Source organism: Pseudomonas sp. HMWF021 (assembly GCF_003061005.1).
Lineage (GTDB): Bacteria > Pseudomonadota > Gammaproteobacteria > Pseudomonadales > Pseudomonadaceae > Aquipseudomonas.
On sequence record NZ_QAIK01000119.1, the window covers coordinates 48,883 to 56,267 of the forward strand.

At 61.4% G+C, this 7,385-nt stretch carries 7 protein-coding genes; all 7 read right to left on the reverse strand.

Annotated elements, in window-relative coordinates; genetic code table 11:
- Window positions 1-588, reverse strand: a 588-nt coding sequence (locus DBR18_RS29305; RefSeq protein ID WP_256588741.1) for an APC family permease, incomplete at its 3' end; no start/stop codon positions are given.
- A gap of 223 nt (window positions 589-811) precedes the next feature.
- Window positions 812-2,236, reverse strand: coding sequence for a gamma-aminobutyraldehyde dehydrogenase (locus DBR18_RS16075; protein ID WP_108591054.1), 1,425 nt, complete (start codon window positions 2,234-2,236; stop codon window positions 812-814).
- Between the two features lie 142 nt (window positions 2,237-2,378).
- The gene (locus DBR18_RS16085) at window positions 2,379-3,188 is read right to left on the reverse strand and encodes an ABC transporter permease (RefSeq protein ID WP_108591055.1); all 810 of its coding nucleotides are present in this window, start codon (window positions 3,186-3,188) and stop codon (window positions 2,379-2,381) included.
- Window positions 3,178-4,113, reverse strand: a complete 936-nt coding sequence (locus DBR18_RS16090) for an ABC transporter permease (RefSeq protein ID WP_108591056.1) — start codon at window positions 4,111-4,113, stop codon at window positions 3,178-3,180. The genes DBR18_RS16085 and DBR18_RS16090 overlap by 11 nt, the downstream gene beginning before the upstream one ends.
- Before the next feature lies 1 nt (window position 4,114).
- The gene (locus DBR18_RS16095; protein ID WP_108591057.1) at window positions 4,115-5,152 is read right to left on the reverse strand and encodes an ABC transporter ATP-binding protein; all 1,038 of its coding nucleotides are present in this window, start codon (window positions 5,150-5,152) and stop codon (window positions 4,115-4,117) included.
- A 144-nt stretch (window positions 5,153-5,296) separates the two neighbouring features.
- Window positions 5,297-6,448 (reverse strand): putative ABC transporter substrate-binding protein YdcS, encoded by a 1,152-nt coding sequence (gene ydcS, locus DBR18_RS16100; RefSeq protein ID WP_108591058.1) that lies wholly within the window; start codon window positions 6,446-6,448, stop codon window positions 5,297-5,299.
- A gap of 85 nt (window positions 6,449-6,533) precedes the next feature.
- Window positions 6,534-7,385 (reverse strand): aldehyde dehydrogenase family protein (locus DBR18_RS29310; RefSeq protein ID WP_256588742.1); only part of this gene is annotated, 852 nt, incomplete at its 5' end.

The following is a 7,385-nucleotide window of genomic DNA, read 5'->3' on the forward strand; positions in this document are numbered from 1 at the left end:
GAAGATCAGCAGGTACACGCCGACGATCACCGCGCCGACCAGTTCGCAGAGGAAGCCGAACATGGCGATGCGCGCCAGCACTTTGGTGCCGCTCAGATTGACCAGCGTGGCGAACAAGGTCAGCACCAGCGCGATGACGATGTTGGTGTTGTTGCTCGGCTCAAACCCGAGCATCGCCGCCAGATACGGGCCGGCACCGACAGCCACCGCAGCGATGGTCACGCACAGGGCGATGGAGTAGATCCAGCCCACCATCCACGCCCATTTCTTGCCGACCAGACGCCGCGCCCAGGGATAAACACCGCCGGAAATCGGGAACTGCGAAACCACTTCGCCGAAGATCAGGCACACCAGCAACTGGCCGCAACCGACCAGCAGATAGGCCCAGAACATCGGTGGCCCGCCGGCGGCGAGGCACAAGCCGAACAGGGTATAAACCCCTACGACCGGTGACAGATAAGTGAAGCCCAGGGCGAAGTTTTCCCACAGGCTCATGCTGCGGTTGAAATTGGAGGTGTAGCCGAGTTTGCGCAGTTGTTCGGCATCGCTGTCGGCAACGGCGGCCGAGAATTCGGGTGAGGCACTCATGGGTGTTTGCTCCGGGAAATCGGCAGATTTCGGATGGCCGAGGCCGTGGCGGGGCTTTGCGGGCGCCGCCCGGGTCGGTGGTTATTGTTTTGGGATCCTGGTGGTGCGTAATGCCGGTTTCCTTCCTGAAACCGAGGTGACGCCTTCGCGAGCAAGCTCGCTCCCACAGGTGGAACGCATTTCAACTAATGTGGGAGCGAGCCTGCTCGCGAAGCTTTTGACCTTAATGCTTGAACATCACATGCCGAACCGTGGTGTAGTCCTCCAGCCCATACATGGACATGTCCTTGCCATAACCGGACAATTTCTGACCGCCATGGGGCATTTCGCTGACGAGCATGAAGTGCGTATTGACCCAGGTGCAGCCGTACTGCAAACGCGCGGACATCCGATGTGCGCGGCCTACATCCGCCGTCCACACCGAGGAGGCGAGGCCGTAGTCGGAATCGTTGGCCCACTCCAGCGCCTGCGCTTCATCGGTGAATTTGGTCACCGACACCACCGGCCCGAACACTTCGCGACGGACGATCTCGTCATCCTGTTGCGCGTCGGCCAGCACCGTCGGTTCGAAGAAGAAACCGTTGCCTTCCACAGCCTTGCCGCCGGTGATCAAGCGAATGTGCGACTGCGCCACGGCGCGCTCGACGAAAGCGGCCACGCGGTCGCGATGTTGCGCAGTGATCAACGGCCCCAGTTCGGTGGACGGATCATCCTGCAGACCGTATTTGATGCTGCTGACCGCCGCGCCAAGCTTCTCGACAAACTTGTCGTAAATGCCCTGCTGCGCGTAGATCCGGCACGCGGCGGTGCAGTCCTGCCCGGCGTTGTAGAAACCGAAGGTGCGAATGCCTTCCACCGCTGCATCGATGTCGGCGTCGTCGAAGATGATCACCGGGGCCTTGCCGCCCAGTTCCATGTGCATGCGTTTGACGCTGTCGGCGGTGCTGGCAATGATGTTGGCGCCCGTGGCGATGGAGCCAGTCAGCGAGACCATGCGTACTTTCGGGTGAGTGACCAACGGGCTGCCGACGGTAGGACCGCGACCGAACACCAGATTGAGTACGCCGGCCGGGAAGATGTCCGACGCCAGTTCGGCCAGACGCAACGCGGTCAGCGGGGTTTGTTCCGACGGCTTGAGCACCACGGTATTACCGGCGGCCAGCGCCGGGGCGATTTTCCAGGCCACCATCATCAGCGGATAGTTCCACGGCGCGATGGAGGCGATCACGCCCACCGGGTCGCGGCGGATCATCGAAGTGTGGCCGGGCAGGTATTCGCCACCGGCCGAACCGCTCATGCAACGGCTGGCGCCGGCGAAGAAACGGAATACGTCGGCAATCGCCGGGATCTCGTCGTTGAGCGCGGCGCTGTAGGGTTTGCCGCAGTTGTCGGATTCGAGTTTCGCCAGTTCCTCGCCATGGGCTTCGATGGCGTCGGCAAGTTTGAGCAGCAGCAACGAGCGATCTTTTGGCGGGGTTTGCGACCACTCGGCAAACGCGTTGTCGGCGGCGCGCACGGCGGCATCGACCTGGGCCTCGCTGGCTTCGGTGATTTCCACCAGCACGCTGCCGAGCGCCGGGTTGAGCACCGGTTGGGCGGGGCCTTCGCCGTTGACCAGATGGCCGTTGATCAAGAGTCTGGTTTGCATTTCATTGTCCTCGCTAACACTTTTATTTTTCTGTCGAAACCGGATCCCGTGTAGGAGCTGCCGCAGGCTGCGATCTTTTGATCTTGATCTTCCAAAACAACATCAAAAGATCGCAGCCTTCGGCAGCTCCTACAGGGAGGATTTATTTACCGCCGCTGCCCGCGACACTCTCACCACCCCGGGTCAGGTAATACGCCCCCAGAATCGGCAGCATGGTCACCATCATCACCAGCATCGCAACGACGTTGGTCACCGGCACATCCCGTGGGCGGCTCAGTTGATTGAGCAGCCACAACGGCAACGTGCGTTCATGCCCGGCGGTAAACGTGGTGACGATGATTTCGTCGAACGACAGCGCAAACGCCAACATGCCGCCAGCCAACAGCGCCGAGCCAAGGTTCGGCAGGATGATGTAGCGAAAGGTCTGCCAGCCGTCGGCACCGAGATCCATCGAGGCCTCGATCAGGCTGTGCGAGGTGCGGCGCAGACGGGCGATGACGTTGTTGTAGACGATCACCACGCAGAACGTCGCGTGGCCGACGATGATGGTGAACATCCCCGGCTCGATCCCCAGCGACTTGAACGTCGCCAACAGTGCGATCCCGGTGATGATCCCCGGCAGCGCAATCGGCAAAATCAGCATCAGCGAAATGCCCTGCTTGCCGAAGAAGTCCCGGCGATACAACGCGGCGGAAGCCAATGTGCCGAGCACCATCGCGATCAACGTGGCGATGGCGGCAATCTGCAGCGAGAGCTTGATCGCCTCCAGCACGTCCGGCCGCGAAAACGCCACGCTGAACCAGTGCAGGGTGAAGCCCTTCGGCGGAAAGCTGAACGCGGCTTCCTCGGTGTTGAAGGCGTAAAGAAAGATGATCAGGATCGGGAAGTGCAGAAACACCAACCCGCCCCAGGCGGCAATGCGCAGGCCCAGTGAAGCGCGCTCAGAGTGCATCGAAGGCCCCCAGACGTTTGACGATGGACAGGTAAACCGCGATCAGCACAATCGGCACCAATGTGAACGCTGCCGCCATCGGCATGTTGCCGATCGCACCTTGCTGCGCGTACACCATGCTGCCGACGAAGTAGCCCGGCGGGCCGACCAGTTGCGGCACGATGAAGTCGCCCAGGGTCAGGGAAAAAGTGAAGATCGAACCGGCCGCAATCCCCGGCACCGACAGCGGCAAGATCACCTGCATGAAGGTCTGGCGCGGCTTGGCGCCGAGGTCGGCAGACGCCTGCAACAGCGACGGCGGCAAGCGCTCCAGCGACGCCTGAATCGGCAAAATCATGAACGGCAGCCAGATGTAGACGAACACCATGAATCGTCCCAGATGCGAGGTCGACAAAGTGCTGCCGCCCACCCCGGGAATGCCCAGAACGAACTGCAACACCGGCTCCAGCCCCAGGTGCTGGACGAACCACTGCGCGACACCGCCCTTGGCCAACAGCAACGTCCAGGCGTAGGCCTTGACGATGTAACTGGCCCACATCGGCATCATCACCGCGATGTAGAAAAACGCCTTGGTCTTGCCCGTGGTGTAGCGCGCCATGTAGTAGGCAATCGGGAACGCGACGATGGCGCTGGCGATCGAAACGACGATGGCCATGCTCAGCGTGCGCAGGATGATGTCGAAGTTCGACGGCTGAAACAGCGCAGCGAAATTCGCCAGGGTCAGGTCGGGAGTGACCGCCATGGTGAAGTCGTCGAAGGTGTAAAAACCCTGCCACAGCAGCACCAGCAACGAGCCGAGATAGATCGCGCCAAACCACAACAACGGCGGCACCAGCAGCAGCGACAGGTACAGGTTCGGTTTGCGATAGAGCAGGTTGGAAAACCGCCGCAACGGCGGTGCTTGAGTCATTGCGAGCGTGCTCATTTCACACCCCGCTCGCCACGGTGTCGTGCAGCGGAATCATCGCTTCCCGCGCCCAGCGTGCGTTCAGGCGCTGGCCGGTCTGGTGCTGCGCGCTGCTGTCGATCCACTGATTGTTGGCGTGGCTGATGCTCAGGGTCTGGCCGTTTTCCAGGGTCAGTTCATAGCGCGTGGCGCTGCCCTGATACTGGATGTCGTGGAGCAGACCGCTGACTTCGATTTCATGGCTGGCGAGCGGCCCTTCGGCGAAACGCACGTGCTCGGGGCGAATCGAAAACGGCTGCGGATGACCGCTGATTTGTCGGGCGAGATCGCCACGAATCACATTCGAAGTGCCGACGAATTCGGCGACGAACGTGGTGGTCGGTTTCATGTACAGGTTGCGTGGGCTGTCGACCTGTTCGATGCGGCCCTTGTTGAACACCGCCACGCGGTCGGACATCGACAGCGCTTCGGTCTGGTCGTGGGTGACGAAGATGAACGTGATGCCGAGCTGGCGTTGCAGCTTCTTCAGTTCGCTCTGCATTTGCTCGCGCAATTTCAGGTCGAGGGCGCCCAACGGTTCATCAAGCAACAGCACGCGCGGGCGATTGACCAAGGCGCGGGCGAGGGCCACGCGCTGCCGTTGACCGCCGGACAACTGCACCGGTTTGCGCGCGCCGTAGCCACCGAGGGCGACCATGTCCAACGCTTCTTCGGCGCGCTTGTGGCGTTCGGTTTTGCTCACGCCTTTGACCTTCAAGCCATAGGCGACGTTGTCCAGCACGTTCATGTGCGGGAACAGCGCGTAATCCTGGAAGACGGTGTTCACATCACGCTGATACGGCGGCAGACCGGCCGCTTCGGCGCCGTGAATGCGGATCGAGCCGGCGCTTGGTTGTTCGAACCCGGCGATCAGGCGCAGGCAGGTAGTCTTGCCCGAGCCGGAAGGGCCGAGCATGGAAAAGAACTCGCCGTCCTGGATGTCGATGGAAACCCGGTCAACGGCCTTCACTTCGCCGAACTGCCGGGAAACGTTGGTGAACTGGACTGCAAGCGTCATGGTGCGGTGCTCCGGTAAAGCGGGCTTTCAAAAAGTCGTATGTGGCGTCGAAAAAGATCGCAGCCTGCGGCAGCTCCTACAGGAGAGCGGTGTCCATTTATGTAGGAGCTGCCGAAGGCTGCGATCTTTTGATCTTGAAAGGGCCTAACGACCGCCCATGATCGCGATGTAGTCCTGGGTCCAGCGGCTGTACGGCACGAATTTGCCGCCCTCGGCCTGCGGGGTTTTCCAGAAGGCGATCTTGTCGAACTGGTCGAAACCGTTGGTCTTGCAGCCCTCGGCGCCGAGCAGTTCGCTCTCCTTGCACGCCGCTGGCACAGCCGGCAACGAACCGAACCACGCTGCCACGTCACCCTGGACTTTCGGCTGCAGCGACCAGTCCATCCACTTGTAAGCGCAGTTCGGGTGCTTGGCCTCGGCGTGCAGCATGGTGGTGTCGGCCCAGCCGGTGGCGCCTTCTTTCGGGATGGTCGAAGCAATCGGCTGCTTCTCGTTGATCAGGCCGTTGACCTGATACGGCCAGGCGCTCGACGCCACCACACCTTCGTTCTTGAAGTCGCTCATCTGCACCGTGGTGTCATGCCAGTAGCGATGGATCAGCTTTTGCTGAGCACGCAACAGTTCGAGAACGGCCTTGTACTGATCTTCAGTGAGCTGGTACGGATCCTTGATCCCCAGCTCTGGCTTGGTGGACTTCAGATAGAGCGCCGCGTCGGCGATGTAGATCGGGCCGTCGTAGGCCTGAACACGGCCCTTGTTCGATTTGCCGTCAGGCAGATTCTGTTCGGCGAACACCACGTTCCAGCTGGTTGGCGCGGTCTTGAACACGTTGGTGTTGTACATAAGCACGTTCGGGCCCCACTGGTACGGGGTGCCGTAGGTCTGCTTGTTGACCACATACCACGGCGCATCTTTGAGGCGTGGGTCGAGGGTGTTCCAGTTCGGGATCAACGCGGTGTTGATCGGTTGCACACGCTTGCCGACGATCAACCGCAGCGAGGCATCACCGGACGCGGTCACCAGGTCGTAACCGCCCTTGGCCATCAGGCTGACCATCTCGTCGGAGGTGGCGGCGGTCTTGACGTTGACCTTGCAGCCGGTTTCCTTCTCGAAACCGGTCACCCAGTCGTAGGCCTTGTCGCTCTCGCCACGTTCGATGTAACCCGGCCAGGCGACAATATCCAGCTGGCCTTCGCCGGCGCCGACGGCTTTCAGCGGCTCGGCGGCTTGCAAACTGGCGCTGGCGAGCAGGGCCGTGGTGATTGCACTGAACAGTGCGGTCTTGTGCACGAACATGGTTGAACCCTCTTCTTCAAATTATGGTCGGGGCAGTTGTGAACGCGGTGAAGCCTTGCCGTTTTGCGGCTTGTTATTAGCGTAGTCAGAGATGCTGGCCGTGGCGGGCCATGATGTGTCGCACCACGCTGTAGTCCTGCAGCGAATCGCTGGATAAGTCTTTGCCGTAACCCGAGCGTTTCAGCCCACCGTGGGGCATTTCGCTGACCAGCATGAAATGGCTGTTGATCCACGTGCAGCCGTACTGCAAGCGGGCGGCGACCTGCATTGCCTTGTCCAGGTTTTGCGTCCACACCGACGAGGCGAGGCCGTATTCGGAATCGTTGGCCCAGTCCACGGCTTGCGCGAGTTCATCGAAGCGGGTCACGGTGACCACCGGGCCGAACACTTCGCGCTGGACGATTTCATCAGTCTGTTTGCAACCGGCCAGCAATGTCGGCTGGTAGAAGAATCCGGCACCGGAATGCACCGCCGCGCCGGTCACCCGCTCGATGTGCGGCTGGCCGAGGGCGCGCTCGACGAAACTGGCGACGCGGTCGCGCTGGCGGGTGCTGATCAGCGGGCCGATCTCGTTGTCGGCATCGCGCTTGCCGGCGAAACGCAGGCTGCTGACTGCCGCGCCGAGTTCGGCGACCAGTTTGTCGTGAATGCCTGCTTGCGCGTAGATCCGGCACGCCGCGGTGCAATCCTGCCCGGCGTTGTAGTAACCGTAGGTGCGCACGCCTTCAACCACCGCCTGAATGTCGGCATCGTTGCAGACGATCACCGGGGCCTTGCCGCCGAGTTCCAGATGCGTGCGCTTGAGGGTTTTTGCAGCGGCTTGAAGGATTTTCTGCCCAGTGACGATATCGCCGGTCAGCGAGACCATGCGCACCTTGGCGTGGCCGACCAGATGGCTGCCGACGCCTTCACCACCGCCGCAGATGATGTTGATGAC